The sequence below is a fragment of the Hydrogenophaga sp. H7 genome (assembly GCF_002025745.1).
GTDB classification, from domain to species: domain Bacteria; phylum Pseudomonadota; class Gammaproteobacteria; order Burkholderiales; family Burkholderiaceae_C; genus Hydrogenophaga; species Hydrogenophaga pseudoflava.
Map to the genome: position 1 here is coordinate 383,927 of NZ_MCIC01000001.1, position 26,991 is coordinate 410,917.

25 protein-coding genes are annotated in these 26,991 nt (G+C 68.7%); 18 read left to right on the forward strand and 7 right to left on the reverse strand.

What is annotated here, in order from left to right:
* Nucleotides 1-3: 3 nt before the first annotated feature.
* From rsmH to BC358_RS22045, 16 genes are all read left to right on the forward strand, one after another.
* Nucleotides 4-927 carry a 16S rRNA (cytosine(1402)-N(4))-methyltransferase RsmH gene (gene rsmH / locus BC358_RS01865; RefSeq protein ID WP_066153532.1) on the forward strand — a complete coding sequence of 308 codons (924 nt, stop codon included), beginning with the start codon at nt 4-6 and terminating at the stop codon, nt 925-927.
* Nucleotides 924-1,226 carry a cell division protein FtsL gene (gene ftsL, locus BC358_RS01870; protein WP_066153528.1) on the forward strand — a complete coding sequence of 101 codons (303 nt, stop codon included), beginning with the start codon at nt 924-926 and terminating at the stop codon, nt 1,224-1,226. Before rsmH ends, ftsL begins: the two co-directional genes overlap by 4 nt.
* Nucleotides 1,223-2,968, forward strand: coding sequence for a penicillin-binding protein 2 (locus tag BC358_RS01875; RefSeq protein WP_079364439.1), 1,746 nt, complete (start codon nt 1,223-1,225; stop codon nt 2,966-2,968). Before ftsL ends, BC358_RS01875 begins: the two co-directional genes overlap by 4 nt.
* Nucleotides 2,968-4,497 (forward strand): UDP-N-acetylmuramoyl-L-alanyl-D-glutamate--2,6-diaminopimelate ligase, encoded by a 1,530-nt coding sequence (locus BC358_RS01880; protein ID WP_079364440.1) that lies wholly within the window; start codon nt 2,968-2,970, stop codon nt 4,495-4,497. Before BC358_RS01875 ends, BC358_RS01880 begins: the two co-directional genes overlap by 1 nt.
* Nucleotides 4,494-5,933, forward strand: coding sequence for a UDP-N-acetylmuramoyl-tripeptide--D-alanyl-D-alanine ligase (gene murF / locus BC358_RS01885; protein WP_079364441.1), 1,440 nt, complete (start codon nt 4,494-4,496; stop codon nt 5,931-5,933). The genes BC358_RS01880 and murF overlap by 4 nt, the downstream gene beginning before the upstream one ends.
* Nucleotides 5,923-7,101: a phospho-N-acetylmuramoyl-pentapeptide-transferase gene (mraY, locus tag BC358_RS01890; RefSeq protein ID WP_066153521.1), complete on the forward strand. Its 1,179-nt coding sequence runs from the start codon at nt 5,923-5,925 to the stop codon at nt 7,099-7,101. Before murF ends, mraY begins: the two co-directional genes overlap by 11 nt.
* Nucleotides 7,102-7,108: 7 nt before the next feature.
* Nucleotides 7,109-8,887: a UDP-N-acetylmuramoyl-L-alanine--D-glutamate ligase gene (gene murD, locus BC358_RS01895; RefSeq protein ID WP_079364442.1), complete on the forward strand. Its 1,779-nt coding sequence runs from the start codon at nt 7,109-7,111 to the stop codon at nt 8,885-8,887.
* Nucleotides 8,888-8,940: 53 nt separating this feature from the next.
* Nucleotides 8,941-10,176, forward strand: a complete 1,236-nt coding sequence (ftsW, locus tag BC358_RS01900) for a putative lipid II flippase FtsW (protein WP_079364751.1) — start codon at nt 8,941-8,943, stop codon at nt 10,174-10,176.
* The gene (murG, locus tag BC358_RS01905) at nt 10,173-11,264 is read left to right on the forward strand and encodes an undecaprenyldiphospho-muramoylpentapeptide beta-N-acetylglucosaminyltransferase (RefSeq protein WP_079364443.1); all 1,092 of its coding nucleotides are present in this window, start codon (nt 10,173-10,175) and stop codon (nt 11,262-11,264) included. Before ftsW ends, murG begins: the two co-directional genes overlap by 4 nt.
* Entirely contained in the window at nt 11,261-12,664 is a 1,404-nt protein-coding gene (gene murC, locus BC358_RS01910) for a UDP-N-acetylmuramate--L-alanine ligase (protein ID WP_079364444.1), read from the forward strand. The genes murG and murC overlap by 4 nt, the downstream gene beginning before the upstream one ends.
* Before the next feature lie 14 nt (nt 12,665-12,678).
* Nucleotides 12,679-13,632, forward strand: a complete 954-nt coding sequence (locus tag BC358_RS01915) for a D-alanine--D-alanine ligase (RefSeq protein WP_241559697.1) — start codon at nt 12,679-12,681, stop codon at nt 13,630-13,632.
* Between the two features lie 10 nt (nt 13,633-13,642).
* Nucleotides 13,643-14,434, forward strand: a complete 792-nt coding sequence (locus BC358_RS01920; RefSeq protein ID WP_066153507.1) for a cell division protein FtsQ/DivIB — start codon at nt 13,643-13,645, stop codon at nt 14,432-14,434.
* A 13-nt stretch (nt 14,435-14,447) separates the two neighbouring features.
* Entirely contained in the window at nt 14,448-15,677 is a 1,230-nt protein-coding gene (gene ftsA, locus BC358_RS01925; RefSeq protein WP_066153502.1) for a cell division protein FtsA, read from the forward strand.
* A gap of 159 nt (nt 15,678-15,836) precedes the next feature.
* Complete coding sequence (gene ftsZ, locus BC358_RS01930; RefSeq protein ID WP_066153500.1) at nt 15,837-17,045, forward strand: cell division protein FtsZ; 1,209 nt, start codon at nt 15,837-15,839, stop codon at nt 17,043-17,045.
* 164 nt (nt 17,046-17,209) lie between these two features.
* On the forward strand, nt 17,210-18,133 hold the full coding sequence (gene lpxC, locus BC358_RS01935; RefSeq protein ID WP_066153498.1) for a UDP-3-O-acyl-N-acetylglucosamine deacetylase: 924 nt from the start codon (nt 17,210-17,212) through the stop codon (nt 18,131-18,133).
* A gap of 22 nt (nt 18,134-18,155) precedes the next feature.
* The gene (locus BC358_RS22045) at nt 18,156-18,332 is read left to right on the forward strand and encodes a hypothetical protein (RefSeq protein WP_179129992.1); all 177 of its coding nucleotides are present in this window, start codon (nt 18,156-18,158) and stop codon (nt 18,330-18,332) included.
* A gap of 9 nt (nt 18,333-18,341) precedes the next feature.
* Here BC358_RS22045 and ruvC read toward each other — a convergent pair whose 3' ends face one another.
* Genes ruvC through BC358_RS01970 form a run of 7 tightly spaced genes read right to left on the reverse strand, consistent with a single transcriptional unit; the run spans nt 18,342 to nt 24,911 of the window.
* Nucleotides 18,342-18,890 (reverse strand): crossover junction endodeoxyribonuclease RuvC, encoded by a 549-nt coding sequence (gene ruvC, locus BC358_RS01940; RefSeq protein WP_066153495.1) that lies wholly within the window; start codon nt 18,888-18,890, stop codon nt 18,342-18,344.
* A gap of 10 nt (nt 18,891-18,900) precedes the next feature.
* A complete protein-coding gene (locus BC358_RS01945; RefSeq protein WP_079364445.1) occupies nt 18,901-19,887 on the reverse strand; it encodes a phosphatidate cytidylyltransferase in 987 nt (328 codons plus the stop codon).
* 7 nt (nt 19,888-19,894) lie between these two features.
* Nucleotides 19,895-20,512: a lysophospholipid acyltransferase family protein gene (locus tag BC358_RS01950; RefSeq protein WP_079364446.1), complete on the reverse strand. Its 618-nt coding sequence runs from the start codon at nt 20,510-20,512 to the stop codon at nt 19,895-19,897.
* The gene (locus BC358_RS01955) at nt 20,509-21,297 is read right to left on the reverse strand and encodes a transglycosylase domain-containing protein (protein WP_079364447.1); all 789 of its coding nucleotides are present in this window, start codon (nt 21,295-21,297) and stop codon (nt 20,509-20,511) included. Before BC358_RS01955 ends, BC358_RS01950 begins: the two co-directional genes overlap by 4 nt.
* 13 nt (nt 21,298-21,310) lie before the next feature.
* Nucleotides 21,311-22,177, reverse strand: coding sequence for an energy transducer TonB (locus tag BC358_RS01960; RefSeq protein WP_256861399.1), 867 nt, complete (start codon nt 22,175-22,177; stop codon nt 21,311-21,313).
* 22 nt (nt 22,178-22,199) lie between these two features.
* Nucleotides 22,200-24,245 carry a ribonuclease catalytic domain-containing protein gene (locus BC358_RS01965; protein WP_079364448.1) on the reverse strand — a complete coding sequence of 682 codons (2,046 nt, stop codon included), beginning with the start codon at nt 24,243-24,245 and terminating at the stop codon, nt 22,200-22,202.
* Between the two features lie 39 nt (nt 24,246-24,284).
* A complete protein-coding gene (locus tag BC358_RS01970) occupies nt 24,285-24,911 on the reverse strand; it encodes a YqiA/YcfP family alpha/beta fold hydrolase (protein WP_079364449.1) in 627 nt (208 codons plus the stop codon).
* A 23-nt stretch (nt 24,912-24,934) separates the two neighbouring features.
* Here BC358_RS01970 and rodA point away from each other — a divergent pair, with 23 nt between their 5' ends.
* Entirely contained in the window at nt 24,935-26,089 is a 1,155-nt protein-coding gene (rodA, locus tag BC358_RS01975; protein ID WP_079364450.1) for a rod shape-determining protein RodA, read from the forward strand.
* Nucleotides 26,089-26,991: an NAD(P)-dependent oxidoreductase gene (locus tag BC358_RS01980; RefSeq protein ID WP_079364451.1), complete on the forward strand. Its 903-nt coding sequence runs from the start codon at nt 26,089-26,091 to the stop codon at nt 26,989-26,991. The genes rodA and BC358_RS01980 overlap by 1 nt, the downstream gene beginning before the upstream one ends.

The following is a 26,991-nucleotide window of genomic DNA, read 5'->3' on the forward strand; positions in this document are numbered from 1 at the left end:
GCGGTGAACGACCCATGGGTACACCAAACCGTACTGCTGAACGAGGCTGTGGAAGCACTCTCCGTTCGGCCCGACGGACAGTATGTGGACGCCACCTTCGGCCGTGGCGGACATTCGCGCGCCATCCTGGGGCGGCTGGCCGCGTCGGGGCGGCTGACGGCGTTCGACAAGGACCCGCAGGCGATCGCTGTGGGCGAGGCACTGGCGGCTGCCGATCCGCGGTTTGTCATCCGTCACCAGGGCTTCCGGCAACTGGGCGAGCTTGGGCCGCAGAGTGCGGACGGGGTGTTGATGGACCTGGGTGTGAGTTCTCCCCAGATCGACGACCCCGAAAGGGGTTTTTCTTTTCGTCACGACGGTCCTCTGGACATGCGCATGGACACCACGCGCGGACAGAGCGTCGCCCAATGGCTGGAAACGGCCGATGTGTCCACCCTGTCGGAGGTCATCCGTGAATACGGCGAAGAACGGTTTGCTCAACAGGTTGCAAAGGCGATTGATCGTCGCCGACAGGAACGGGGCCCTCTTCGAACCACCCGCGAGCTGGCCGAAGTCGTGGCTGGCGCGGTCAAAACCCGCGAGCCGGGCAAGGACCCTGCAACGCGCACATTTCAGGCTTTTCGGATTTTCATCAACGCCGAGCTTGAAGAGCTGCAACAAGCGCTAGAGGACAGCCTTCATGTCTTGCGTCCCGGAGGTCGGCTGGTCGTGATCAGCTTCCATTCGCTGGAAGACCGCATGGTCAAACAGTTCATGGCGCGCCACTCGCGCGCCGTGGTAGACCGGCGCGTGCCCTTCGCCGAGCCGGCGCCCACGCGCCTGGCCGAGGTGCACCGGGTGATGCCTTCGCAGGCCGAGGTCGAGGGCAATCCGCGCGCTCGCAGCGCCGTGATGCGTGTGGCCACGCGCACGGAGGTGGCGGCATGATCCGGCTCAACCTCATGCTGCTCGCGGCCGTGATGGCCAGTGCCTTCTACCTGGTGCACACCCAGTACGAATCGCGCCGCCTCTACACGGCCATCGACAAGGCCAATGCCCAGGCGCACCGTCTGGCGGCCGATCACGAGCAGTTGCAGGTGCAGAAGCGCGAACAGGCGACGCCGGCCCGGGTGCAGCAGCTGGCCGTGCGCCAGCTCAAGATGCGCCCGGTCACGCCGGGCATCACCGAATACGTCACGGTCAACGAGCCGGCGCCTGCGGCCGGTGCAGTGGAGGGCGCGCGATGAGCAAATCCCGACACCGCGCCATCAACTACAGCGCCAGCCCTTTGCTAGCCAGCAAGACGCCGGTCTGGCGCAGCAAGTTCGTCGTGGCCCTGCTGGCGCTGGCGTTTGCCGGTCTGGCTGGCCGGGCGGCCTACGTGCAGGTGTTCGGCAACGAGTTCTTCCAGCGCCAGGGCGAGGTGCGTTTTGCCCGCACGCTGGAACTGCCCGCCAATCGCGGCCGGGTGCTGGACCGCAATGGCCTGATCCTCGCCTCCAGTGTGGTGGCGCAAAGCATCTGGGCCATTCCAGAGGACGTGGACAAGTCCGAGCCCAAGCTCAAGGATCTGGCGAAGCTGCTGGAGATGCCGCTGAGCGCCCTGAGGAAGAAGCTGGCCAATGAAGACAAGACCTTTGTCTGGGTCAAGCGCCAGGTCGACGAGCCGATCGCCAAGGAGATCGCTGCCCTGGGGATCAAGGGCATCTACCAGCGCCGTGAGTACAAGCGCCAGTACCCCGAAGGGGAAGCGGCAGCGCATGTGGTGGGCTTCACCAACGTGGAAGACCGTGGCCAGGAGGGTGTCGAGCTGGCCTTCAACTCCCAGCTGGCCGGCAAGGCCGGTTCGCGCCGGGTGATCAAGGACCGCCTGGGGCGTGTGATCGAGGACGTGCGCGACGTGATCCCGCCGGTCGACGGGCCGGACCTGCAGCTGTCCATCGACAGCAAGGTCCAGTTTTTCGCCTATGAGAAGCTGCGTGAGGCGGTCAAGGAGAACAAGGCCAAGGCCGGCAGCGTGATCGTGCTGGATGCCCAGACCGGCGAGGTGCTGGCGCTGGCCAATTTCCCCAGCTACAACCCCAACAAGCGCGTCAACCTCAGCGGCGAGCAACTGCGCAACCGCGTGCTGACGGACAGCTTCGAGCCCGGCTCCACGATGAAGCCCTTCATCGCGGCGCTGGCGCTGGAGAAGGGTTTGGTCCGGCCCACCACGCAGATTCAGACTGCGCCCGGACGCGTCACCATCGGCGGCTCGACCATCAGCGACGCCCACCCGCACGAGGTGCTGACGGTCAACGAGATCATCCAGAAGTCGAGCAACGTCGGCACCGTCAAGATGGCGATGCAGATGCATCCGCGCGAGATGTGGGAGACCTACGCCCAGGCCGGTTTCGGCCAGAAGCCGCAGGTGCCGTTCCCCGGCGCCGTGTCGGGCCGTCTGCGGCCGTACAAGACCTGGCGCCCCATCGAACAGGCCACCATGAGTTACGGCTACGGCCTGTCGGCGTCGCTGTTCCAGCTGGCGCAGGCCTACACGATCTTCGCCCGCAACGGCGAGCTGATCCCGGTGAGCATGCTCAAGACCGAGGGCCCCGCCACAGGCGTGCGGGTGTTCAGCGAGAAGAACGCGGTGGCGGTGCGCAAGATGCTGGAGCTGGCCACCGGCCCCGGCGGCACTGCGCCCAAGGCACAGACCATGGGCTATTCGGTGGGCGGCAAAACCGGCACGGCCCACAAGCAGGAGGGCAAGGGCTACGCCGCCAACAAGTACCGCAGCTGGTTCGTGGGCATCGCGCCCATTGAGCAGCCACGCATCGTGGTGGCGGTGATGATCGACGAGCCGTCCAACGGGGTCTACTTCGGCGGACTGGTCGCGGCGCCGGTGTTCAGCGAGACGGTGCAGCAGACCCTGCGCATCCTTGGCGTGCAGCCGGACATGAACGTCAAGCCTCAGATCGTGACCGAAGTGGTCGAGGAGTCGTTCTGATGTCTCAGCACAGCGATCCCCGCCACATTGCCCGCTGGTTGCGTGAGCGCGTGACCGGCGAGCTGCAGTGCGACAGCCGCCGGGTGCGCCCGGGCGATGCCTTTGTGGCCTGGCCGGGTTTTGCGACCGATGGCCGCCGGTTTGTGCCCGCTGCCCTGCAGGCCGGGGCCACGGCGGTGCTGGTCGAGGCCGAAGGCGTGGAGGCCTTGGGCTTCAGCGACGAACGGGTGCGGGCGGTGCCCGGGCTCAAGGCGCTGGCGGGTCCGATCGCGAGCGCTTACCACGGCGATCCCAGTGCGTCGCTGGACCTCGTGGCCTTCACGGGCACCAACGGCAAGACCTCGTCGGCCTGGTGGATGGCGCAGCTGCTCAACGCCGTGGGGCGCGGGTGCGCGGTGGTCGGCACCCTGGGCATCGGCCGCCCGCCGGCGACCGGAGAGCGCAGCCACACCCTGGTCCCAACCGGCCTGACCACGCCCGATCCGGTGCTGCTGCAGGCGCGGTTGCGTGGCATGGTCGACGAAGGGCTGTCGGCCTGTGCCATCGAGGCCTCGTCCATCGGCCTGGTCGAGGGCCGTCTCAACGCCTGCCAGATCCGCGTCGCGGTGTTTACCAATTTCACGCAGGACCACCTGGACTTCCATCGCAGCATGGCCGACTACTGGGAGGCCAAGTCCCGGCTGTTCCACTGGCCCGGCCTGGCGCACGCCGTGGTGAATGTCGACGATGACCAGGGCATGGTGCTGGACCAGGCCCTGGCCGGTTGCCCGTCGCTGAGCCGCTGGAGCGTCGGCATCGAGCGCGCGGCGCGGTTGATGGCGCGCGACGTCCGTTACACCGACCACGGCATGCGCTTCGTGGTGGTCGAACGCGACGCCCACGGGGCCGAGGTGGACCGGGGTGATCTCGCGCTGGACCTGATCGGGCACTACAACGTGTCGAACCTGCTGGGTGTGGTCGGGGCCGCGCGCGCCCTGGGGGTGTCGCTGGCCGAGGCCCTGCGCGCCTGCGCCGCGCTCAGCCCGGTGCCCGGGCGCATGGAGCAGGTGCCGGCCGTGGCCGGCCAGCCGCTGGTGCTGGTGGACTACGCCCACACGCCGGACGCGCTGGAGAAGGCTCTGAGAGCCTTGCAACCCATGGCCCGCCAGCGCGGGGGCGCCCTATGGGCCATCGCCGGGTGTGGCGGTGATCGCGACCCGGGCAAGCGCCCGCTCATGGCCGCGGTGGCGGAGCGCGAGGCCCAACGGGTGGTGCTGACCAGCGACAACCCGCGCACCGAAGACCCGGCCGAGATCCTGCGGCAGATGGCAGCGGGGCTGGCGCATCCGGCATCGGCGCAGATCGAGGCCGACCGCGGCCAGGCGATCGCGCAGGCGGTGATGGCGGCCGGTGCGCGCGACGTGCTGCTGATCGCGGGCAAGGGGCACGAGGATTACCAGGAGGTCATGGGCGTCAAGCGCCCGTTCTCCGATCTGGAGCAGGCGCAGTTGGCCTTGGCGAAGCGCATGGCGGCAGGAGGTGCGGCATGAAGGCCCTGCAGCAACTGCTGCCCCGCCTGACCGGCGCGCGCACGGTGGGCGAGTTGCCGCCGTCGATCCGCCGCGTGCACACCGACACCCGCAGCCTGCAGCCCGGCGACCTGTTCGTGGCGCTCAAGGGCGAGCGCTTCGACGCCCACGACTTTCTGCCGCAGGCCCAGGCCGCTGGCGCCGTGGCGGCCATCGCCCACGGGGGCCTGGCGGCGGCCGGCCTGCCGGGCGCCGAGGTGCCGGACACGCGCCTGGCCCTGGGCGAGCTGTCGCGGCTGTGGCGCGAACAGTTTTCGCTGCCGCTGATCGCCGTGACCGGCAGCAACGGCAAGACCACGGTGACGCAGATGATCGCGTCCATCCTGCGGGCGGCGGCGGGCGATGCGGCCCACGCCACGCAGGGCAACCTGAACAACGACATCGGGGTGCCGCTGACCCTGCTCCGGCTGCGGCCCGAGCACCGGCTGGCGGTGATCGAGCTGGGCATGAACCACCCCGGCGAGATTCCCTACCTGGCCGCCCTGGCCCAGCCGACGGTGGCCCTGGTCAACAACGCGCAGCGCGAGCACCAGGAGTTCATGGGCACGGTGGAGGCGGTGGCGCGCGAAAACGGCGCGGTCATCGCTGCCCTGCAGGCCACGGGTGTGGCCGTGTTTCCTTCCGACGATGAGCATTCGGGCCTCTGGCGCGCACTGGCCGACGGGCGCCGCGTGCTCACCTTCAGCGACACCGACCCGCAGGCCGATGTGCGGGCCCTGCGCGCCGAGTGGCGCGACGGCGCCTGGGTGTTGGACTTCACGACGCCCTCCGGCGCGGGGGCTTGCCGCCTGCACATCGCCGGTCGCCACAACGTGCGCAACGCGCTGGCCGCGGCCGCCTGCGCCCTGGCCGCGGGCGTGGCGCTGCGCGACATCGAACGCGGCCTGGAAACCTTCGAGCCGGTGGGCGGGCGCTCGCGCGCACTGGTCCTCCCGCTGGGAGGCCGCACGCTGACCCTGGTGGACGACACCTACAACGCCAACCCCGACTCCGTCGTCGCCGCCATCCGCGTGCTGGCCGAACTGCCGGCGCCGCGCCTGCTGGTGCTGGGCGACATGGGCGAGGTCGGCGAGCAGGGGCTGGCCTTCCACCTGGAGGTGCTGCGCCACGCCATGGCCTCGGGCATCGAGGCCGTGCACTGCACCGGCGACTGGATGGCGCAGGCCGTGCAGGCCATGCAGGCCGCCGGCGAAGCCGCGCCACGCCACTGGACCGACGTGTTGGCCCTGGTCGCGCACGTCTGCCACGCGGTGTCGGCGCCACAGCCCTCGCCGGTGCTGAGCGTGCTGGTCAAGGGGTCGAGGTTCATGCGCATGGAGCGGGTCGTGCAGGGGCTGCAGGCCCTGACCACACCGGACGGACAGAACAACCACAAGGACACCTCCCATGCTGCTTAGCCTGGCCCTCTGGCTGCAAAGCCTGGGACCCGAATTCGGGTTCCTGCGGGTCTTTCAGTACCTCACGTTCCGCGCGGTGATGGCCGCACTGACGGCGCTCATCGTCGGCCTGGTGGCCGGCCCGTACTTCATCCGCCGGCTGACCGCGCTCAAGATCGGCCAGCCGATCCGCGGTTACGCCATGCAGACCCACCTGAGCAAGAGCGGCACGCCGACCATGGGGGGCGTGCTGATCCTGTTTTCCATCGCGCTGTCCACCATCCTCTGGTTCGACCTGACCAACCGCTTCGTCTGGATCGTGCTGGTGGTGACCCTGGGTTTTGGCGCCATCGGCTGGGCCGACGACTGGCGCAAGGTGGTGCACAAGAACCCCGAGGGCATGCGCTCGCGCGAGAAGTACTTCTGGCAGTCGCTGATCGGTCTGCTGGCCGCGTTCTACCTGGTGTTCAGCGTCTCGGGCACCACCAACCTGCGGGTGATCGAGCTGTTCTTCCAGTGGGTGCTCTCGGGCTTCACGGTCGAGCTGCCGCCGCAGGCCGGACTCATGGTGCCGTTCTTCAAGGAAATCAGCTACCCGCTGGGCGTGTTCGGCTTCGTGGTGATGACCTACCTGGTCATCGTCGGCGCCAGCAACGCGGTCAACCTCACCGACGGCCTGGACGGCCTGGCCATCATGCCGGTGGTGATGGTGGGGTCGGCGCTGGGGGTGTTCGCCTACGTCACCGGCAGCTCGGTGTTTTCCAAGTACCTGCTGCTGCCCTACATCCCCGGTGCGGGCGAACTGCTGATCTTCTGCGCCGCCATGGCCGGCGCCGGCCTGGCCTTCCTCTGGTTCAACACCCACCCGGCCCAGGTGTTCATGGGCGACGTCGGCGCGCTGGCCCTGGGCGGCGCGCTGGGCACCATCGCCGTGATCGTGCGGCAGGAAATCGTGCTGGCCATCATGGGCGGCATCTTCGTGGTCGAGGCCCTGTCGGTGATGCTGCAGGTGAGCTGGTTCAAGTACACGAAGAAGAAATACGGCGAAGGCCGGCGCCTGTTCCAGATGGCGCCGCTGCACCACCACTTCGAGAAGAAGGGCTGGAAGGAGACGCAGGTGGTGGTCCGCTTCTGGATCATCACCATGCTGCTGTGCCTGGTCGGCCTGTCCACCCTGAAGCTGCGTTGACACCACGATGAACGCCCTTCAAGACCAACACGTCCTGATCCTCGGCCTCGGCATCTCCGGGCTGTCGATGGCGCGCTGGTGCGTGCGCCACGGGGCGCAGGTCACCGTGGCCGACACGCGCGAGAACCCGCCGTCGCTGGCGGCGCTGCGCGCCGAGTGCCCGTCGGTCGACTTCGTGCAGGGCGCTTTCGACGAAACCCTGCTGGCGCGCGCGGCCTGGAACGTGATCGCGCGCAGCCCCGGCCTGCCGCCGGAGCAACTGGCGCCCGCCCGCGCCTGGGCGCAGTCGCACGGGGCGGCTTTCGTCGGCGAGCTGGACCTGTTCGCGCAGGCGCTGTGCGACCTGTCGCAGCGCGAGGAGCTGCCCTACCGCCCGAAGGTGCTGGCCATCACCGGCACCAACGGCAAGACCACCGTGACCTCGCTGACCGGCCTGCTGCTGCAGCGCGCCGGGCTGCGGGTGGCCGTGGCCGGCAACATCGGGCCGGCGCTGCTGGACGTGCTGTCGGCGTCGCTGGACGCGGAGCGCGAGGCCGCCGCGCAGGACGCCGCCCGTGCGGCGGAGGAAGCGGCACAGGCCCCGGCCGAGGTCGTGCAGGACACCCCGGAGGTGCCGGCCAGCGCCGATGTCGACGAAGGAGCGGAAGAGGGCGATGCGCTGCAGGAAGCTGCTGCCGCGGCCGACGACGAAGGCCCGACCCTGCTGGTGCCGCCACCCCCGCCGGAGCCTGAGCCGCCCCACCTGCCGCAGGCCTGGGTGCTCGAACTCTCCAGCTTCCAGCTCGACGGCACCGCCGGTGGCGCCTGGGACCAGGTGCCCACAGCCGCCACCGTGCTCAACATCACCGAAGACCACATCGACTGGCACGGTTCGATGGCGGCCTACGCCCAGGCCAAGGCCGCCGTGTTCGGCACGCGGGCGCTCATGCTGCTCAACCGCGAAGACCCGCTGGTGGCCGCCATGGCGCCGGGCATGGTCACGGTCAAGATCGGTGGCCGCAACCGCCAGCAGCCGGCCCGCCCCTGGACCAGCTTCGGTCTGGACACCCCGGTGCGCGCGGGCGACTGGGGCATCGAGTCGGTCAATGGCATGGACTGGCTGGTGCGGGCGCTGGCCCTGGACGAAACCCGCCAGCGCGGGCGTGGCCAGGACGCCGGCGAAGAGATCTACTTCCAGCGCCTGATGCCGGTGGATGCGCTGCGCATCCGCGGTCGCCACAACGCTGCCAACGCGCTGGCGGCGCTGGCGCTCGCCACTTCCACCGGTGCGCCGCTGGCCCCGATGCTGCACGGCCTGCGCGAGTACCGCGGCGAGCCGCACCGCGTCGAGCCCATCGGCATCCTGGACGACGTCGAATACTTCGACGACAGCAAGGGCACCAATGTCGGCGCCACGCTGGCCGCCATCCGCGGCCTGGGCGTCGACCGGCGCCTGGTGGTCATCCTCGGCGGCGACGGCAAGGGCCAGGACTTCGGTCCGCTGGCCGAGCCACTGGCCCGCCATGCGCGCGCGGTGGTGCTGATCGGGCGCGACGGCCCCAGGATCCGCGAGCAGATCGCCGAGGCCCTGCAACAGGCTGGCGTGCCGATGGTCGAGGCCGAGACGATGCCCGGCGCAGTGACCCAGTCTGCGCAGCTGGCCCAGGCCGGGGATGCGGTGCTGATGTCGCCTGCCTGCGCGAGCCTGGACATGTTCCGCGACTACAAGCACCGCGCCGACGTGTTCATTGAGGCGGTGCGTGCGCTGGCCGATGAGCGCGGTGTGATGCTGGGAGGGGAGTCGTGAAGGCCGCCCTCGCCAGCTTCCTGCAGCGCCTGCGCACCACCCTGGGCGGCAAGATGCCCGCGCTCGTGGGCCTGGGCAACGCGCTCGGCACCGATGGCCTGCCGGTGCGCCTGTCCAGCCGGACTTACGCCGGCATGCGCCAGCGGCCCGTGCGCGAGCTGGGCTTCGACCAGCCCCTGCTGTGGGTGGTGGTGGCCTTGCTGGCCTGGGGCCTGGTGATGGTCTATTCGGCCTCCATCGCGCTGCCCGACAACCCCCGCTTCGCCAACTACGCCCAGACCCACTTCGCGCTGCGGCACGGCCTGTTCATCGTGATCGGTCTGGTGGCCGCGCTGATCGCCTTCCAGGTGCCCATGCAGACCTGGGAGCGGTATGCGCCCTGGCTGTTCGCGCTGGCGCTGCTGCTGCTGGTGGTGGTGCTGATTCCCTTCATCGGCAAGGGCGTGAACGGCGCCCGCCGCTGGATTCCGCTGGGGGTCATCAACTTCCAGCCCTCCGAGCTGGCCAAGCTCACCATCCTGCTGTACGCCGCCGACTACATGGTGCGCAAGATGGACGTGAAGGAGCGCTTCTTCCGCGCCGTGGCGCCGATGGCCGTGGCATTGGCCGTGGTGGGCATGCTGCTGCTGGCCGAGCCCGACATGGGCGCGTTCATGGTGATCGTGGTGATCGCCATGGGCATCCTGTTCCTGGGCGGCGTCAACGCCCGCATGTTCTTCCTGATCGTGCTGGTGGTGGTGACCGCGTTCGCTCTGATGGTGATGATGAGCGAGTGGCGGCGCGAGCGCATCTTCGCCTACCTCGACCCCTGGTCCGAGCAGTACGCGCTGGGCAAGGGCTACCAGCTGTCGCATTCGCTGATCGCCTTCGGCCGCGGCGAGATCTTCGGTGTCGGCCTCGGCGGCAGCGTGGAGAAGCTGCACTGGCTGCCCGAGGCGCACACCGACTTCCTGCTCGCGGTGGTGGGCGAGGAATTCGGTCTGGTGGGCGTGACCATCATCATCGCCGCCTTCCTCTGGCTGGTGCGGCGCATCGTGCTGATCGGGCGCCAGGCGATTGCGCTGGACCAGGTGTTCGCCGGGCTGGTGGCCCAGGGCGTGGGGCTGTGGATCGGCTTCCAGGCCTTCATCAACATCGGCGTGAACCTCGGCGCCCTGCCCACCAAGGGCCTGACCCTGCCGCTGATGAGCTACGGCGGCTCGGCCATCCTGCTGGAGCTGGTGGCGCTGGCCATCGTGCTGCGGGTGGACCACGAGAACCGCCTGCTGATGAAGGGAGGACGCTCATGAGCAGCGTCCACCAGGGTCAGCCCTGCGCCCTCATCATGGCCGGCGGCACCGGTGGCCACATCTTCCCGGGCCTCGCCGTGGCCGAAGCCCTGCGCGAAAAAGGCTGGCGCGTGCACTGGCTGGGTTCGCCGGGCAGCATGGAAAGCCGCCTGGTGCCACCGCGCGGCATCCCGCTGGAGCTGATCGACTTCGGCGGCGTGCGTGGCAAGGGCCTGTCCACCCTGGTGCTGCTGCCGTTGCGCCTGCTCAAGGCGTTCGCGCAGGCTTTCGCCATGGTCGGGCGCGTGAAGCCCGACGTGCTGGTCGGCCTGGGCGGCTACATCACCTTCCCGGGCGGCATGATGGGCGTGCTGCGCGGCAAGCCGCTGGTGCTGCACGAGCAGAACTCGGTGGCTGGCATGGCCAACAAAGTGCTCTCGGGCATCGCCGACCGCGTGTTCACCGCCTTCCCGAACGTGTTCAGGAAGGCCGAGTGGGTGGGCAACCCGCTGCGCGCCGAGTTCCTGCGGCAGGCGACTCCCGCCGAGCGTTTCGCGGGCCGCAGCGGTCCGCTGCGGCTGCTGGTGGTGGGGGGCAGCCTGGGCGCGAAGGCGCTCAACGACACCGTGCCGCAGGCGCTGGCGCTGCTGCCCGAGGACGAGCGCCCGGTGGTGGTTCACCAGAGCGGCGAGAAGCAGATCGAGGCGCTGAAGGCCAACTACGCGGCGGCCGGCGTGCAGGCCGAGCTCACGCCTTTCATCGACGACACCGCCGCAGCCTTTGCTCATGCCGACCTGATCGTCTGCCGGGCCGGCGCTTCCACGGTGACCGAGATCGCCGCGGTGGGTGCCGCCGCACTGTTCGTGCCTTTCCCGCATGCGGTCGACGACCACCAGACCACCAACGCCCGTTTCCTCGTCGAGGCGGGTGGCGCCTGGCTGGTGCCGCAGACCGAGCTCACGGCGCAGTCGCTGGCCGAGCGCCTGCGCTCGGTGAACCGTGCACAACTGATGGAGATGGCCACCAAGGCCAAACAGATGGAAAAGACACAGGCCGTGGCCGCCGTCGTGGCGGCCTGCGAGCAACTCGCGAAAGTGAAGGCGTCATGAAGCACGCGATCCGGCACATCCATTTCGTTGGCATCGGCGGCTCGGGCATGAGCGGCATCGCCGAGGTGCTGCTCAACCAGGGCTACGTGGTCTCGGGCACCGACCTGGGCGAGAACGCGGCCACGCGGCGCCTGGTCTCGCTGGGCGCAACGGTGCACAAGGGCCACGACGCGAAGTTCATTGAAGGCGCCGATGCCATCGTCACCTCCACCGCGGTCAGGGACGACAACCCCGAGGTGGTCGCGGCGCACGCAAAGCTCATTCCAGTGGTGCCGCGCGCGGTGATGCTGGCCGAGTTGATGCGCATGAAGAAGGGCGTGGCCATTGCCGGCACGCACGGCAAGACCACCACCACCAGCCTGGTGGCCAGCGTGCTGGCCGCCGCCGGCATGGACCCGACCTTCGTGATCGGCGGGCGCCTGAACAGCGCCGGCGCCAACGCGCAGCTGGGCTCGGGTGAGTACATCGTGGTCGAGGCCGACGAGTCGGACGCCTCGTTCCTGAACCTGCTGCCGGTGCTGTCGGTCGTCACCAACATCGACGCCGATCACATGGACACCTACGGGCACGACTTCGGCAAGCTCAAGTCGGCCTTCGTGGACTTCCTGCACAAGATGCCGTTCTACGGCGCCGCCGTGGTCTGCGTGGACGACCCGGCGATCCGCGACATCCTGCCGCGCATCGCGCGGCCGATCACCCGCTACGGCTTCTCGGAAGATGCCCAGCTGCGCGCGGTCGACGTGCAGGCGGTCGGTGGGCAGATGCACTTCAGCGTGCTGCGCGAGGACGGCCAGCCGCCGCTGCCGGTGGTACTGAACCTGCCGGGCATGCACAACGTGCTCAATGCGCTCGCCGCCATCGGCATTGCCGAGGAGCTGGGGGTGCCGGACGCCGCGGTTCAGCAGGCGCTGGCCGAGTTCAAGGGTGTGGGCAGGCGCTTCCAGCGCTATGGCGAGGCCGCGCTGCCCGCGGGCGGCACCGCCACCCTGGTGGACGACTATGGTCACCACCCGGTGGAGATGGCGGCCACGCTGGCGGCCGCGCGCGGCGCCTTCCCGGGCCGCCGCCTGGTGCTGGCCTTCCAGCCGCACCGCTACAGCCGCACCCGCGACTGCTTCGAGGATTTCGTGAAGGTGATCGGCCAGGCCGATGCGGTGCTGCTGGCCGAGGTCTACGCCGCAGGCGAGGCGCCCATCGTGGCGGCCGACGGTCGTTCGCTGGCCCGCGCGCTGCGCGTGGCCGGCAAGGTGGAGCCGGTGTTCGTGGACGACATCGCGGCCATGCCGCAGGCGGTGCTGGACAACGCGCGCGACGGCGACGTGGTGCTGTGCATGGGCGCCGGTTCGATCGGCGCGGTGGCCGGGCAGGTGGTCGACCTGGCCGGCAAGGACAAGGTGTGAACGTGGGAGCTGTTGTGAAACCCATCGATGTGAAGGCACTCGGCAAGGTGGCCGTGTTGCTGGGCGGGCGCTCCGCCGAACGCGAGGTCTCGCTGATGTCCGGCACCGGTGTGCTGGCCGCGCTGAAGTCCAAGGGGGTGGACGCGCACGCCTTCGATCCGGCCGAACGCGACCTGTCCGAGCTCAAGCGCGACGGGTTTGACCGCGTCTTCATCGCGCTGCACGGCCGCTTCGGCGAGGACGGCACGGTGCAGGGCGCGCTGGAGCTGCTGGGCATTCCCTACACCGGCTCGGGCGTGATGGCCTCCAGCGTGGCCATGGACAAGCTCATGACCAAGCGCATCTGGATCGCCGAAGGCCTGTCGACGCCGGCCTGGCGCCAGGTGCACAGCGCGGCCGAGACCCGCGCCGCCTTCGAGGCGCTGGGCTCGCCGATGATCGTCAAGCCGGTGCGCGAGGGCTCGACCATCGGCCTGACCAAGGTGACGACCCTGGAGCAGTGCGACGCGGCCTATGCGCTGGCCTCTGGCCAGGACCCGATGGTGATGTGCGAGCAGTTCATCGCTGGAGACGAAGTCACGATTCCGGTGCTCGGCACGGGGGCGTCGGCCCGCGCGCTGCCGGTGATCCGCATCGTGGCGCCCGACGGCAACTACGACTACCAGCACAAGTACTTCACCGACGACACGCAGTACCTCGTGCCCTGCGGCCTGCCCGAGGGCGAGGAAGCTGCGATCCAGGCGCTGGTGCTCAAAGCCTTCCGCGCGCTGGACTGCCGCGGCTGGGCGCGTGCCGATGTGATGATCGACGCCGCCACGCGCAAGCCCTGGCTGCTGGAAATCAACACCTCGCCCGGCATGACCGGTCACTCGCTGGTGCCGATGTCGGCCCGTGCGACCGGCTTGTCCTACGAGGACCTCTGCCTGACCGTGCTGGCGACCGCGTCGCTGGACAACGCCAAGGCCTGAAGCGCACACCATGCAGCACACCGACCTGCCCCTGGACATCCGGCTCATGACCGTGGTCACGCGTGGCCTGGTCGTGGTCTTTGTCCTGCTCTGCCTGGGCGCGGTCGGCACCTGGATCGCGCGCCACCCGGCCTGGACCCTCAAGGGCATCAGCGTGCAGGGCGACCTGGGCCACCAGAACGCCGTGGGTCTGCGGGCGCAGCTCGCGACCCCGCTGCGCAAGCTGGAAGGCAGCTTCCTGACCTTGGACCTGCAGCAGGTGCGTCGGATGTTCGAGGCCGTGCCCTGGGTGCGACATGCCCGGGTGCAGCGCGAGTTTCCCAACCGCTTGCGGGTCACGCTGGAAGAGCACGAGGCTGTGGCCTGGTGGGGCCAGTCCGGCTCGGGGCAGCTGGTCAGCCGCCTGGGTGAGGTGTTCGAGGCCAGCCCCGACGAGGGCGACGGTCTGCCCGAACTGGCCGGGCCGCCGGAGCAGGCGCCGCTGGTGTGGACCCTGTACCAGAGCCTGTCCGAAGAAGTCGCCCGGCTGGACCGGACCCTGGTCCGCCTGGAACTCAACGAGCGCGGCAGCTGGCGCGCCGAGCTGGACAACGGCACCCGCCTGGAACTGGGGCGGGGCAGCAGCGACGAGCTGCTCGCGCGCACGCGCCGCTTCACCACCACGGTGGGACAGCTGGCGCAGCGCTATCCCGGAGCCCTGCAGTCGGTGGACCTGCGTTACCCCAATGGCTACGCCCTGCGCGTGCAGGGCGTGACGACCGTGACCGAAGACACCCCTGCGACCCCAACACGAAACCGCTGAACAGACAACGATCATGGCCAAGGAATACAAGGATTTGGTGGTGGGACTGGACATTGGCACCGCCAAGATCATGGTGGTGGTGGCCGAAGTCCAGGCCAACGGCGAGCTCAAGCTGGCCGGGCTGGGGGTGTCCGCCAGCCACGGCCTCAAGCGCGGCGTGGTGGTCAACATCGACGCCACCGTGCAGAGCATCCAGCAGGCGCTGAAAGAGGCCGAGCTGATGGCCGACTGCCGCATTGCCCGCGTCTACACCGGTATCACCGGCAGCCACATCCGCGGCATCAACAGCAGCGGCATGGTGGCCATCAAGGACCGCGAGGTGACCACGGCCGACGTGGCGCGCGTGATCGAGACCGCCAAGGCGATCAACATCTCGACCGACCAGCGCCTGCTGCTGGTGGAGCCGCAGGAGTTCGTGATCGACGGCCAGGAAGTGAAGGAGCCGATCGGCATGAGCGGAATCCGCCTGGAAGCCAAGGTGCACATCGTGACCGGCGCACAGAGCGCGGCCGAGAACATCATCAAGTGCGTGCGCCGCTGTGGCCTGGAGGTCGACCAGCTCATGCTCAACCCGCTGGCGTCGAGCCAGGCGGTGCTGACCGAGGACGAGAAGGACCTGGGCGTGGCCCTGGTGGACATCGGCGCCGGCACGACGGATGTGGCGATCTTCGCCGGCGGCGCGATCCGCCACACGGCGGTGATTCCGATCGCGGGCGACCTGATCACCAGCGACATCGCCATGGCGCTGCGCACGCCGACCAAGGACGCCGAGGACATCAAGGTCGAGAGCGGCTGTGCCAAGCAGCTGCTGGCCGACCCGGACACCCAGGTCGAGGTGCCCGGTCTGGGCGACCGCGGCCCGCGCATGCTCAGCCGCCAGGCGCTGGCGGGTGTGATCGAGCCGCGGGTGGAAGAGATCTTCGCGCTGGTGCAGCAGGTGGTGCGCGACTCGGGCTTCGAGGAGGTGCTGTCCTCGGGCATCGTGCTCACCGGCGGCAGCGCGGTGATGCAGGGCATGGTCGAACTCGGTGAGGACATCTTCCTCAAGCCGGTGCGCCGCGGCGTGCCGCAGTACACCAGCGCCCTGTCGGACATGGTGGCGCAGCCACGGGCCGCCACCGTCATGGGTCTGCTTGAAGAGGCGCGGCTGGCCCGTGTGCGAGGTCACAAGGTGGCGCAGAAGGCGGGCTCCATGCAGAGCGCGCTGGACCGCGTGAAGAACTGGTTTGTGGGGACCTTCTGATGAACACGATCAACACCGGAGCCCGCCGTCTCGACCGCTGCCGCGAATGCACCGGGCCGCCTGGCTGAGGGTTCTCCTCGACAGCTTTCAAACCCCCCCGTCAATACAATCGAAACCATGCCCGGACCCCAGCGGAAAAGGGCCTCACAGGAGAGTGACATGAGCATCGAAATGATCGAAGTGGAAGAGTTCAACATGGGTACCCAGATCAAGGTCATCGGCGTCGGAGGCGGTGGCGGCAACGCGGTGGACCACATGATCGACCGCAACGTCCAGGGCGTGGAGTTCATCTGCGCCAACACCGATGCACAGGCGCTCACGCGCAGTCTGGCCAACCGCACCATCCAGCTCGGTGGCACCGGCCTGGGCGCCGGCAGCAAGCCCGAAAAGGGGCGCGAGGCGGCCGAGATGGCGGTCGACGAGATCCGCACCGCCATCAATGGCGCACACATGCTGTTCATCACCGCCGGCATGGGCGGCGGCACCGGCACCGGCGCCGCGCCGGTCATCGCCCGCGTGGCCAAGGAGATGGGCATCCTGACCGTGGGTGTGGTGACCAAGCCCTTCGACTTCGAAGGCGGCAAGCGCATGCAGAACGCCGACGCCGGCCTGGCCGAGCTGGAAGCCAATGTGGACTCGCTGATCGTGGTGCTCAACGACAAGCTGCTGGAGGTGCTGGGCGACGAAGTCACGCAGAACGAGGCCTTCGCGCATGCGAACGACGTGCTCAAGAATGCGGTCGGCGGCATCGCCGAGATCATCAACGAGTACGGCAACGTGAACGTCGACTTCGAAGACGTGCGCACCGTGATGGGTGAGCCCGGCAAGGCCATGATGGGCACGGCCACCGCCAGCGGCCCGGACCGCGCCCGCATCGCTGCCGAGCAGGCCGTGGCCTGCCCGCTGCTGGATGGTGTGGATCTGTCCGGCGCCAAGGGCGTGCTGGTGCTGGTGACGGCATCGAAGGACAGCCTGAAGCTCAAGGAGTCGAAGGAAGCGATGAACGCCATCAAGGCCTACGCCGCACCGGATGCGCACGTGATCTACGGCGCCGCCTACGACGAAAGCCTGGGCGACGAGATGCGCGTGACCGTGGTGGCCACGGGCCTGAGCCGCGTCGGCGCCCGCCGCACCGCGCCGCCCCTGCAGGTGCTGCGCACGGGCACCGACAACACCCCGTTCACAGTGCCCACGGTCAATGCCGCGGTGGCCGGCACCGGGGCTGCGCAGCCCAACTACGAGACCATGGCCGTGCCGAGCGTGTGGCGCACCAACCGCACCCAGGCGGCGGCCAAGGTCGATGCGCTGGCCTCGGGCGGCATGGACGACTTCGAGATCCCCGCGTTCCTTCGCAAGCAAGCCGATTGAGGATCCCCCCGCGCCGCCTGCGGCGTCACCCCCCAAGGGTGCAACACCTGCGGCCCGGCGAAGCCGGTTCAGCGGTGTTTGCTTGAGGGGAAGGGCGCTCTCGCATATCGCGGGGATAGTTTTTCTGCTCGATGCGAAAACGTTTGCCAACCTAAAATCGACGGATGCTCGCTCAACGCACCCTCAAATCCCTGACCAAGGCGGTCGGCGTCGGCCTGCACGGCGGGCAGCGGGTGGAGCTGACGCTTCGGCCGGCGGCGCCGGACACCGGCATCGTGTTCCGCCGTGTCGACCTGCCCGAACCGGTGGACATCCCGGTCACCGCCGAATCGGTGACCGACACCCGGCTGGCCTCGACCATCTCCAACGGTAGCGTCAAGGTCAACACCATCGAGCACCTGATGAGCGCCTGCGCCGGGCTCGGGCTGGACAACCTCTACATCGACATCACCGCTGAAGAGGTGCCCATCCTCGACGGATCGTCGGCGTCATTTGTCTACCTGCTGCAGAGCGCTGGCATCGCGTTGCAGAACAAGGCCAAGCGCTTCATCCGTGTGAAGAAGCCGGTCGAGGTGCGCGAAGGTGAGGGGCGCAACCTGAAGTGGGCGCGGCTGGACCCGTTCCACGGCTACAAGCTCGCGTTCGAGATCGAGTTCGACCATCCGGCGGTGAACGCCACCGGCCAGCGCGTCGAGTTCGACATGGGCAGTGGCCGCTATGCGCGCGAGATTGCCCGCGCCCGCACCTTCGGCTTCACGCGAGACGTGGAGATGATGCGATCGCGCGGCCTGGGTCTGGGCGGTGGTCTGGACAACGCCATCGTGATGGACGATGTGAAGGTGCTCAACGCCGACGGGCTGCGTTACTCGGACGAGTTCGTCAAGCACAAGATCCTCGACGCCATTGGCGACCTGTACATCGTGGGCAAGCCGCTGCTGGCGGCCTACAGCGCTTTCCGCAGCGGTCATGCAATGAACAACCAGCTGCTGCGAGCGCTGCTGGCCCAGCCCGACGCCTACGAGATCGTGAGCTTCGAGCACGAGCGCGAAGCGCCGCTGGGCTTCGCCCAGCTCGCACCGGCCTGGTGACCGGCCCCCCCAGCGACCGGCCATGCTGTTGCTGCGCTTCGTCCTGGTCCTGCTGCTGATCGGGTCCGGCGTGTGTTTCGCCGCCTACGCCTTCACCAGCAATCCCCGTTACCTGCGCTGGGGCTGGATGGTGCTCAGAGTGGCGCTGGCCGCGGCGCTCGGCTTCTTCGGCATCCTGTTCCTCGAACGTGTGCTCTGAATCCGCAGCTCAATAGCTGCGTCCACCCTTGTAGGCCGCGTGGGTGCGCGCCCGGGTCGGGGCCACCTTGTTGATCGCCGCCACGCTGCGCGCCACCTGTGCGTGGGTGATGCACAGCCCGAGCGCGTCGGCCGCGTCCTTGCCGGGCAGGCCCGGCAGCTGCAGCAGGCGCTTGACCATCTCCTGCATCTGCGCCTTGTCCGCCCGCCCGTAGCCGACCACGGCCTTCTTCAGCTGCAGCGCGGTGTATTCGGCCACCGGCAGGCCGTTGGCCACCAGCGCCGTGAGGCAGCAGCCTCGCGCCTGGCCCAGCAGCAGCGTGGCCTGGGGGTTGACGTTGACGAACACGATCTCGCAGGCCGCCACGCCGGGCTGGTAGCGCTGCACCACCTCGCCTATGCCATCGAACAGGATCTTCAGCCGCTCGGGCAGCAGGGCGCCGTCTTTGGGACTGGTCTGGATGGTGCCGCTGGCGACGTAGTGCAGCGCAGAACCCTCTGCGTCAACCACGCCGAAGCCGGTGCATTGCAGGCCGGGGTCGATGCCGAGGATGCGCATGGCGGGCGGTTCAGAGGTCGAATGTCCAGCGGACCGAGTGAAAGAACACTGGCGCGGCGAAGCACAGGGCATCGACCCGGTCGAGCACACCACTGGCGCCGGTGACCGAACGGCCCGCGGCGCCCCAGTGGGTCACGCCGCGGTCGCGCTTGATGGCCTTCATGACCAGGTGGCCCAGCGAGCCGGCTGCACACGCGATCAGCGCCATGGCCAGCGCCCGCCCGGGTTTGAATGGCGTCAGGCCGGCGAGCGCGGCGCCCAGCAGACCTCCGGCCACCAGACCGGCGGCCCAACTGCGCCACTGGAAGCTCTCGCTGATGGCCGGGGCCACCGGCCGGTCCAGCCGGCGCGCCACCAGGTGCTGCACCAGCATGCAGGTCTGCACCACCAGCACCAGGAAGACCAGCAGAAAGGCCATCCGGCCCTCGAAGCCGCGGAACTGCAGCAGCAACAGGGCGGGCACGTGACTCATGCCGTAGACGCAGACCATGATGCCCCACTGCAGCTTGGCGTTGCGCTCCAGGAAGCGCTGCGGGTCGTTCCCCAGGGCGCTCACCACCGGGATGGCGAGGAACACGTAGACCGGGATGAACACGGTGAACAGGTTGAACTCGCGGTGCCAGACCAGTGCGTACTGCAGCGGCAGCACGATGAAGAAGGCCAGCACCAGGCTGCGGTGGTCGCCGCGTCGGGTGGGCGAGAGGCTGATGAACTCGCGCAGCGTGAAGAACGAGACGATGCCGAACAGCACGATGGCCACGTGCTCGCCCGCCGCCCAGGCGAGCCAGAACACCAGGGTCATCAGCCAGGAGTTGCGCAGCAGGGTGGTGTAGTCCTGCAGCCGGTGGTGCTGCCGCTCGTCCACCTCGGACTGCCGCCGCTCGCGCAGCGACAGCAGCACCGCCGCGCCGCTGGCCAGCGTGAGCAGCCCGAACAGGACCACGAACAGCAGGCTGACCTGTTGTTCGGCGCTGAGGCTGCGGAGGAAGGAGGTCATGCGGGGCCTACACGTCTCGCAGGGTGACGACGGCGTCCCGGGCGCGCCGCAGGAAGTCGGCGCGGTCCTCGTCGGCGCCGAGCTTCAGGGGCTCGCCGAAGGTGACCGAGCACAGCACCGGCACCGGGATCACCTCGCCTTTGGGAATCACGCGCTGCACGTTGTGGATCCAGGCCGGCACCAGCACCACGTCCGGAAAGCGTCTGGCCAGGTTGTACAGCCCGGACTTGAAGGGCTGCGGTTCTTCGCCGTGGCCGCGCGTGCCCTCGGGGAAGATGATCAGCGAGTCGCCGCTGTCCAGTGCGTCGATCAGCGGCTGCAGCGGGTCCTCGTCGCCCTTGCGCTCGCGCTCGACATAGACGGCGTTGAACACCGCGGTGGTGATCCAGCGCTTGAAGGTGGAGGCGGTCCAGTAGTCCCGGGCCGCGATGGGCCGGGTGATGCTGCGCAGCTCGGTCGGCAGGGCGGCCCAGATCAGCACCAGGTCGGCGTGGCTCTGGTGGTTGGCAAAGTAGATGCGCTGTTCGGCCTTGGGGGGGCAGCCGTGCCAGCGCGCCTGGGCGCCGGTGAGCGCGCGCACCAGCCCGAGCAGGAACATGCCCATGGCCTGGGCGCGCCAGTTCATGGTGGACTCACATCACCCATGCGCGCGACGATGGTGGCCGTGCGCCGGGACAGGTAGGCCGAGCCCGGGCGGGTTTCAAAGAACTTGGGGCTGGGCAGCATCACCGCCAGCCGGGCGGCCTCATAGGCACTGAGCTTGCTGGCCGGTTTCTTGAAGTACCGCTGGGCGGCCGCCTCGGCCCCGAACACCCCTTCACCCCATTCGACGCTGTTGAGGTAGATCTCCAGAATGCGGCGCTTGGACAGCAAGGCTTCCAGCGTCAGGGTCAGCACCAGCTCCTGGCCCTTGCGCAGCAGGTTGCGCTCGCCCGAGAGCAGCAGGTTCTTGGCCAGTTGCTGTGTGATGGTCGATCCGCCGAGGATCTTGGCCGGCTTGATGGCCTTGAGCGCGGCCTCCGCGGCCTCGGGTTTCTTCGCCAGCTTCTTCTCGATTTGCTCTTGGCGCTTCTCGATCAGCTCCTGCCGGCGTTCGTTCTTGGCCCAGGCGGCCTCGATGGCCTCCCAGTCCACGCCGCCGTGCTCGGCAAAGCCCGCGTCTTCGGAGGCCATGACCGCGCGCTTGAGGTTCGGACTGATGTTGTCGTAGTCGACCCACTGCGAGGACCAGCGCCATTGCTTGTCGGCGGTGGTCAGGCTCTCGGTCGCCACGCGCCACGCTTCCGAGCGCATGAAGGCGGTGCTTTGCGGATCGACCACCAGCATCAGCGCGATCCGCAGCACGAAGAACAGCTGCAGCGCCACGCCCGCCAGCAGCATCCACAACAACCAACGCCCGAACGAACGCATCACCGCTCCCGACCTACTGCGAACTCATCTGGGTCTGCAGGCCCGCATCCCGGGTGAACCGGAAGCGCGACACGACCACGATCTGGTCGGCGCGCCGGCGCATGGCCTCGCTGAACTTGCCGAACTTCAGGCTGCGCACGATCGACTCGGCCCGCCGGTCCAGTGTCAGCGTGCCCGAGGTCTGGACCACCTCGGTGTCCAGCACCGCGCCGGTGTGGTTGACCGTGATGACCATGGTCAGCTCGCCATAGAGCTTGCGCCCGGCCACCTCGGGGAAGTTGGTCGTGCCGCGGTCCTCGATCCGGCGCCGCAGTTCGTCGTAGTAGATCGCGTAGACCTCTTCCCGCGTGGCAGGGCTGATGTAGCGCTTGCGCGGGCGAGCGTTCTCTTCGTTGATGCGCTTTTCGATCTCGGCCAGCAGCTTGGTCAGCAGCTGCCGGCGCTGTTCGCGTTCGACCGATTCCGGGCTGGGGTTGACGGCCTGCAGATCGGGCGGCGGCATGCTCGCCAGCTGTTGCCGGACCTGGGCCAGGATCTGGCTCTGGCGCTCCTTGAGCGCCTCGATCATCTGCTCGTCCTTCTCGGGGGTGTCGCCGATCCGGGCTTGCTGCATGGACGGCAGGGGCGAGGTGGCGCGGCCTTTTTCCACATCCCCACCACCGGCCAGGGAGGCCTGTGCGATGGCCTGCGCCTTGTCCGGCCGGTCGTTGCTCTTCGCGTTGACCAGGATCACTTCCAGCGGCGTGTCCTGGAACACGCGGTTGAAGCCTTCGGGGTCGACGAAGCGCACCGTGAGCAGGGCGGCATGCACCGCCACCGAGATGCCCAGGGCGATCTGGAGCGTGCTCAGCCGCCGCAGGAAGTTCAGAACCGGATTCACGGGCGCGATTATCCGTGCAGCGTCAGGAGGCCGCGGGGTCGGCGGCACCGGCCTCGGCTTCGTTGACGTCGATGGCCAGGGCCAGCGGCGCGGCCAGCTCTTCGTCCTCTGCCTCGGCCGATTCGTCCAGCGCTTCGACCGGCCCGTCCAGCCGCTCGACCACGGTGCCCGACACATCCAGCGCGATCTCATCGATGGCGCCCAGGCGCACGCGCACATGCGCGCCGCGAGGCAGTCCCTCGCCGCCCAGCACGGGCAACACCAGCGGCAGGGTGTCGGCGCGCACCAGGTTGTCCTTGATCAGCGTGGCCGTCAGCTCGGTGATGCCCACCTGCTGCAGGTGCTTGAGCGTCCAGAAGCGTTCCATGCCGTTCTGGAAACCGTTGTAGGCGGTGTAGGCCGCGTCGAAGCCGCTGATGATGGCGAACAGATTGGCGTCCTTGGGCTTGAACGGTGCGGCCAGCGCGGCCGTGGTGCCATGGCGGGCGCAGGCAATGATCTGCCACTGGTTGACCAAGTCCACGTAGCGGCGCAGGGGCGAGGTACTCCAGGCGTAGGCCTTGACGCCGAGGCCGGCGTGCGGCGCGACCTTGGTGCCCATGCGCACCTTGACGCCGGGCGCCAGGCTGGCCTGGCTGCGGTAGATGCCGGGCACGCCGCAGGCGGCCAGCCACTGGCCCCAGTGGCTGTTGGCCAGGATCATGGCTTCGGCCACCATCAGGTCCAGAGGGGCGCCGCGCGAGCGGGTGCCGATCACCACGGTCTCGCTGCCGTCGGGCTCGTCGCCCGCCATGCCCTGCAGCTTGAAGGTGTAGTCGGGCCGGGTGAACGTCTCGGGCTTGCCCCGCACCACCTCGCGCTGGGCCTTCAGGTGCCCGGCGAGGCGGAAGATGAAGGCCAGCTGCGGCTGCAGCGCGGCGATCTCGCCACCCGCCGCGTCGACCGGCGACTCGCCGTTCAGCCAGGATTCGGTGATCACGCTGTCGAGCTGGTCGTGGCGCAGGTTGTGCGCAATGGGCACGCGCTCCAGCGCGGTGCGGCTGTCCCTGATCTCCAGGGTCGCTTCGTCGAAGCTCACGTACAGCGACACCGCCGGACAGTCGCGCCCGGCCTCCAGCGTGTAGCGCTGCACCACATCGTCGGGCAGCATGGTGATCTTGTGGCCCGGCATGTAGACCGTGGACAGGCGCTGGCGCGCGACGTGGTCGATGGCGTCGTCCGGCTTGATCGCCAGCCCCGGCGCCGCAATGTGGATGCCCAGCGTGACCGTGCCGCTGCCCAGCCCCTGCAGCGAGAGCGCATCGTCGATCTCGGTGGTGTGCGAGTCGTCGATGGAGAAGGCCTGCACCGCGGCCACCGGCAGCTCGTCGGTGATGGCCGGTGCCTGCAGGGCCGGGAAGCCCGTGCCCTTGGGGAACTGGTCGAACAGGAAGCGCTGCCAGTGGAACTGGTAGGCGCTGGTGATGGCGCCGGCCTTTTCCAGCAGGGCCAGCGGGTTGAGGTGGCTGCTGCGCGCGGCCTCGACCACGGCCTTGTATTCGGGCGCATTCTTGTCCGGCTTGAACAGGATCTTGTAGAGCTGCGCGCGCACCGGCTCGGGGCAGGTGCCGGCGACCAGCTCGGCCGCCCAGGCGTCGATCTGCGCCTGGATCTGCTTCTTCTTTTCGATGGCGGCGAGCGCCTGGGCCACGACCTCGGCCGGCGCCTTCTTGTAACGGCCCTTGCCGGCGCGGCGGAAGTAGTGCGGCGCGCCCTGCAGGCAGATCAGCGCCGCCACCTGCTGCTCGGTGGTGGCCGGGTCGCTGAAGTAGTCGGCGGCCAGGTCGGCGAAGCCGAACTCGTCCTCGGGCGCGAACTCGTAGGCCAGCTCCAGTTCCATGGTGGCGGCCAGGGCGGTGGCGGCAGGCATGAGCTGGGCGGGGGCGGGCTTCTCGAAACGCAGCAGGGTGTTGGCCAGCTTGACCTTCACGCGCTTGCCCGAATCGAGCTCCACCTGCAGGGAGCTCTCGGCTTCGGACATGAGGCGGCCGGTCATCAGCTTGCCGGCTTCGTCGAACAGGATGTGCATGGGCGCGATTGTCCCACGCAGGGCAGGGCGTTCCTCGTCTCAGGCTGCCAGCCCAAGAAACTGGAACAGCCGGTCGATGTGCCGGTCGAAGTCGGAAATGGCGTGGTCGCCTTCTGGCAGGCGGTGGATGCTGCCGCCTGCGCAGAAGGCCATCATTTCGCGCCAGTCCAGCACCTCGTCCTGCTCGGAAACGAGGGCGAACAGGCGCTCGGGGGTGACCGGCCGGTCGGGCGCCAGCCGGGCGATGTCACCGGCCAGCGCCGCCAGCTCGTCCACGAACTCGGCCCGGAAGAAGATGTGTTCGTCCGGGTTCTGCCAGACCGGGTGCTCGCCGATGTACTTCGCCAGATCGCGTTGCGGAAATGGCGCCGGGTTGAGCAAGGCCGCCACGCAGCCCCGTTGCAGCGACAGCCAGCGGGCGTAGAAGCCGCCCAGCGAAGAGCCGATGACGGCCATGCGGTCGGCCGGCCAGCCGTCTGTGAGCCGCCGCATCAGGTCCGCGGCTTCGCGCGGGGACGGCGGCAGCTGCGGGCAGCACCAGACCACGCCCGGGTGCTGCGAGCGCACCCGCTCGGCCACCTGCAGGGCCTTGGCCGATTGCGGCGACGAGCGGAAACCGTGCAGATAGAGCAGGTGGCTGACCGGAGGGCGGGGAGGGGTGTGCATGCCGGAAGGATAATGGCTGCCTCATGGCCGCCGTACTCGACAAACCTTCGCTCTGGCAACGCATCCGACCCATCTTCCAGGGCTTTGACGGACCGCTGGCGCTGGCCATCCTGCTGCTGGCCGGCGCGGGCCTGATGACCATGTACTCGGTCGGCTTCGACCACGGCACGCGCTTCACCAGCCATGGCCGCAACATGCTGCTGGCCGCTGTGGTGCTGTTCACCGTCTCCCAGGTGCCGCCGCAGCGGCTGATGGCGCTGGCGGTGCCGATGTACGTGGTCGGCGTGATGCTGCTGCTGGGGGTGGAGCTGTTCGGCATCACCAAGAAAGGCGCCACGCGCTGGATCAATGTGGGCATCGTGATCCAGCCCAGCGAGCTGATGAAGGTGGCCATGCCGCTGATGCTGGCCTGGTGGTTCCAGCGCCGCGAGGGCATGCTCAAACCGCTGGACTTCGTCATGGCGGGGCTGCTGCTGGCGGTGCCGGCCTTCCTGATCCTCAAGCAGCCCGACCTGGGCACCACGCTGCTGGTGCTGGCCTCGGGCCTTGCGGTGATCTTCTTTGCCGGCCTGAGCTGGAAGCTGATCATCCCGCCCGTGCTGCTGGCGGCGGTCGGCATCGTCACGCTGATCATCATGGAGCCCCAGTGGTGCGCACCGGACGTCGACTGGAAGGTGCTGCACGAGTACCAGCGCCAGCGCGTCTGCACCCTGCTGGACCCGTTCAAGGACCCACTGGGCAAGGGCTTCCACATCATCCAGGGCATGATCGCCATCGGCTCCGGCGGCGTCTGGGGCAAGGGCTTCATGCAGGGCACGCAGACCCACCTGGAGTTCATTCCCGAGCGCACCACCGACTTCATCTACGCCGCGTTTTCCGAGGAGTTCGGCCTCGTGGGCACCCTGGGCCTGATGGCGGGGTTCATCTTCCTGATCGTGCGTGGCCTGACCGTCGCAATGGAGGCGCCGACCCTGTTCGCGCGCCTGCTGGCCGGCGCCATGACGCTCAACATCTTCGTCTACGCCTTCGTCAACATGGGCATGGTCAGCGGCATCCTGCCGGTGGTGGGGGTGCCGCTGCCCTTTATCAGCTACGGCGGCACGGCCATGGTGACCATGGGTGTGGGGCTGGGCATCCTGATGTCGATTGCCAAGTCCAAACGACTCATGCAATCGTGATGACCCCATCCTTTCCCGTCGTGGTCGTTGGCGCCGGCAACATGGGCGGCGCCATGGTGGAGCGCATGTGCGAGGCCGGTACGGCCGTGGTGGTCTGCGATATCGATCCCGCGCGGCAGCAGCAGGCCCTGGTGGCCGGCGCCGAACTGGCCGACACGCCGTCGCTGGCGGCTTCTGCGCTGGAAGACAGCGGCGTCCTGATCGTTTGCGTCGTGGATGCGCAGCAGTCGCACGATGTGCTGTTTGGTACCGACGGTGCGGCCTATCGCATGCGCGCCGGCCAGACAGTGATGCTCTGCCCCACCATCGCGCCGCAGGACACCGAGGCCCTGGCCGCCCGCCTGGCGGAGCATGGCATCGGCTGCATCGATGCTCCTATGTCGGGCGGCCCGGCGCGGGCGCGCGACGGCAGCATGAGTCTGATGTTGGCCGCACCGGAACCCTTGCTGCAGCGCCACGAAGCGCTTCTGGCCCGGTTGTCCTCGCGCCGCTTCGTCATCAGCGGGCGCGTGGGCGATGGTGCCCGCACCAAGCTGGTCAACAACCTGCTGGCGGGTATCAACCTCGTCGGCGCGGCCGAGGTACTGGCGCTGGCCGACCGCATGGGGCTGGACCTGGGCACCACGCTGGACGTGATCGAGCAGTCCAGCGGCCAGAGCTGGATCGGCTCGGACCGCATGCGCCGTGCGATCGCCGGCGATTTCGAACCCCGCGCGCACGTGACCCTGCTGGAAAAGGACACGCGGCTGGCGGTCGAGGCCGCCCGGCAGGCCGGCTTCGACGGCCCGCTCGGCGCGCGGGCGGCGGCCGTGTTCGCCCAGGCCCGCGCCGCCGGACTGGCCGACCGCGACGACGGCACCCTGCTGCCGCTGCTGCGCGGGCAGGCCGGGCAATCCCACTGA